The 2,893-nt window shown below is 72.2% G+C and carries 3 protein-coding genes; all 3 read left to right on the forward strand.

The features are described from left to right. Window positions 1-227, forward strand: a 227-nt coding sequence (locus VK640_01870) for a hydrolase (GenBank protein HTE71932.1), incomplete at its 5' end; no start/stop codon positions are given. Window positions 228-339: 112 nt separating this feature from the next. After that, window positions 340-2,496 carry a glycogen debranching N-terminal domain-containing protein gene (locus VK640_01875; GenBank protein ID HTE71933.1) on the forward strand — a complete coding sequence of 719 codons (2,157 nt, stop codon included), beginning with the start codon at window positions 340-342 and terminating at the stop codon, window positions 2,494-2,496. A 31-nt stretch (window positions 2,497-2,527) separates the two neighbouring features. Further along, a partial coding sequence (locus VK640_01880) for a glycosyltransferase (protein ID HTE71934.1) occupies window positions 2,528-2,893 on the forward strand: 366 nt, incomplete at its 3' end.

Raw genomic sequence — 2,893 nt, forward strand, 5'->3', positions numbered from 1 at the left:
CGGCGGCGTTGCGCCGCTCCAGCCGAGGGACGGTACGTCTGGCCTGCTCGGACGCGGACGTGTACAGCACGGAGGGCACCGCTGCCGAGGTGTACGGCGCACCCCTCGGTCTGGACGTCGACCTGATGCCCGGCGCCAGGCACCTCTCCGACGACGACGGCTACGGGCCCTGGCCCGCCGTCCTCGGCTGGTGCCTCGACCCGACCACGCGCCTCGTCCCACGCTGACACACCGGCATTCGACGCATGTGTCTCGTCGCGGCAGGCTGGGCGCTATGAGCGACTGCGTGCTGCCATCGAGGAGGTTTCCCGGCCGGGTCGATCGGGGAGGTCGGCCCGGATGAGCGGATGGTCCTACGCCGGTGAGCCGGCTGCCCTCAGTCCTGGCGGTGTGACCCTCGTCGAAGGGTCCTCGTTCTGCGTGTGCGAGAACAACGGCGACATCCGGGAGGGCACCCCGCAGGGTGTCTTCTTCCAGGACACCCGGATCGTGAGCGGCTGGCGTCTGACCGTCGACCAGGAACCGGTCGAGACGCTCGCGGTGCAGCTGCACGACCCGTGGCGCGCGACCTTCGTCGGTCGGGCGGCACCAAGGCCCGGCCGCGTGGAGAGCACCTTGCTCGTCCGGCGCGACCGCTACGTGGGCTACGGCATGCGCGAGGACGTCGTGGTGGAGAACCTGAGCTCCGAGCTGGCCGCCGTCCGTCTGGTGGTGCACTGTGTCGCGGACTTCGCCGACCTCTTCGAGGTCAAGGAGACCCGGGTGCCGGCCCGGCCCGACCCCGACTCCTCGGTCGTCGGAGACGTCTTGCGCATGGTGCGCACCTACGACGACCGCGGGTCGAGGCGCGGCGTCCAGGTCAGCGGAGACGGGGCGACGGCGGAGGCCGGGCGGCTGGTCTTCGAGGTCGTCGTCCCGCCGCGCGACACCTGGACCGGCTGCATACAGGTCGTCCCCGTGGTGGACGACGAGACCTATGAGCCGCGCTTCCCCACCGACCGGCCGCTCGAGGAGACCGTCGCGGCGCGACACACCACGCAGTGGCGCGAGGCGGTGCCCAACATCCAGACCACCGATCGGGACCTGGCCAGGACGCTCCAGCGGACGAGCACCGACCTTGGAGCCCTGCGCATCTTCGACCCCGAGCAGCCCGACGTCGCCGTGGTCGCCGCGGGCGCTCCGTGGTTCATGACGCTCTTCGGCCGGGACTCGTTGCTGACCTCGTACATGGCGCTGCCCCTCGACCAGTCGCTGGCCCGCGGCACGCTGCAGACCCTCGCCCGCCTCCAGGGCGAGAAGGACGACCCCGCCTCGGAGGAGGAGCCGGGGCGCATCCTGCACGAGGTCCGGTTCGGAGCCGAGCCGTCACTGGCCCTTGGCGGGCGAACGGTCTACTACGGCACCGCGGACGCGACTGCCCTGTTCGTGATCCTGCTCGGCGAGCTGCGTCGGTGGGGGTTGGCCAAGGACGAGGTGGACGAGCTGCTGCCGCACGCCGAGCGTGCGCTCGCGTGGCTGGTACGGCGCGGGGAGCGCGACGACGACGGCTTCGTCACCTACCAACGGGCGACCGACCGCGGCCTGGTCAACCAGGGGTGGAAGGACTCCTGGGACGGCGTGACGTTCGCCGACGGCACGGTCGCCAACGGGCCCATCGCCCTGTGCGAGGTGCAGGGCTACACCTACGCCGCCTACCTGGCCCGAGCGCACTTCGCCTGGGAGGCCGGCGACAGCAGCGCGCGCCAGTTGTGGGCCGACCGGGCGACCGCGCTCAAGCGGGCCTTCAACGAGCAGTTCTGGCTCGAGGACCAGGGCTGCTTCGCGCTTGCCCTGGACGGCGCCAGGCGGCCGGTCGACTCCGTGGCCTCGAACATGGGCCACTGCCTGTGGACCGGGATCGTCGACGAGGACAAGGCTGACGCGGTCGCCAAGCGGCTGCTCTCGCCCGAGATGTTCTCCGGCTGGGGGGTGCGGACCCTGGCGACCGACATGGGGGCGTACAACCCGTTGAGCTACCACAACGGATCGGTCTGGCCGCACGACAACGCGCTGGTGACCGCCGGGCTGATGCGCTACGGCTTCGTCGAGGAGGCGCAGCGCGTCGCGACGGCCGTGCTGGAGGCCGCGGCCGCGTTCGGCGGGCGACTTCCCGAGCTGTTCTGCGGCTTCGACCGGAGGTCGTACGACCCTCCGGTGCCCTTCCCCACGTCCTGCTCGCCCCAGGCCTGGGCGTCCGCGACCCCTGTGCAGATGCTGCGCACGCTGCTGAGGCTGGACCCCTGGGTACCGCACGGCTGCGCCTGGCTGGACCCCGCGCTGCCGGCCGGCTTCCCCGACCTGACGATCGACCGGCTGCCGCTCGCCGGGTCGCGGCTGCGGCTGCGGGTCGAGGGCGGCCGGCTCACGAACGTCGAGGGGATGCCCGCCGGCCTCGAGCTGCGCACCGAGCCGCGCCCGGTCCGCAGTGCCATGCATGAGGACGGTGCTGCCGGGTAGCGGATCCGCACCTTGCCAGGGAGGACCGCCTATGACCGACCGCCTGCAGATCGTGCTCGTCGCACCACCGTTCTACGAGATCCCGCCCACGGGGTACGGCGGCATCGAGGGGGTGGTGGCGCTGCTCGCCGACGGCCTGGTCGACAAGGGGCACGACGTCACTCTGATCGCCGCGGGGGAGCCGGGCACCAAGGCGATCACCCTGCAGACGTTCGAGGACCCGCAGGGGCACCGGCTCGGCCGCGCAGAGCCGGAGCTGCTGCACGCCGCGCGGGTGGCCGGTCTGCTCGGCGACCTCTCGCCCGACGTCGTGCACGACCACTCGGCGGTCGGCCCTGCGTTCGCGCGGGACCGGTCCTTGCCGACCGTGGTCACCTCGCACGGCCCGGCGACCGGC

The organism is Actinomycetes bacterium (genome assembly GCA_035489715.1).
GTDB lineage: Bacteria > Actinomycetota > Actinomycetes > JACCUZ01 > JACCUZ01 > DATHAP01.

Coding starts and splice junctions, on each gene's coding strand:
- VK640_01875 (HTE71933.1), top strand. CDS start 340: ATGAGCGGATGGTCCTACGCCGGTGAGCCGGCTGCCCTCAGTCCTGGC.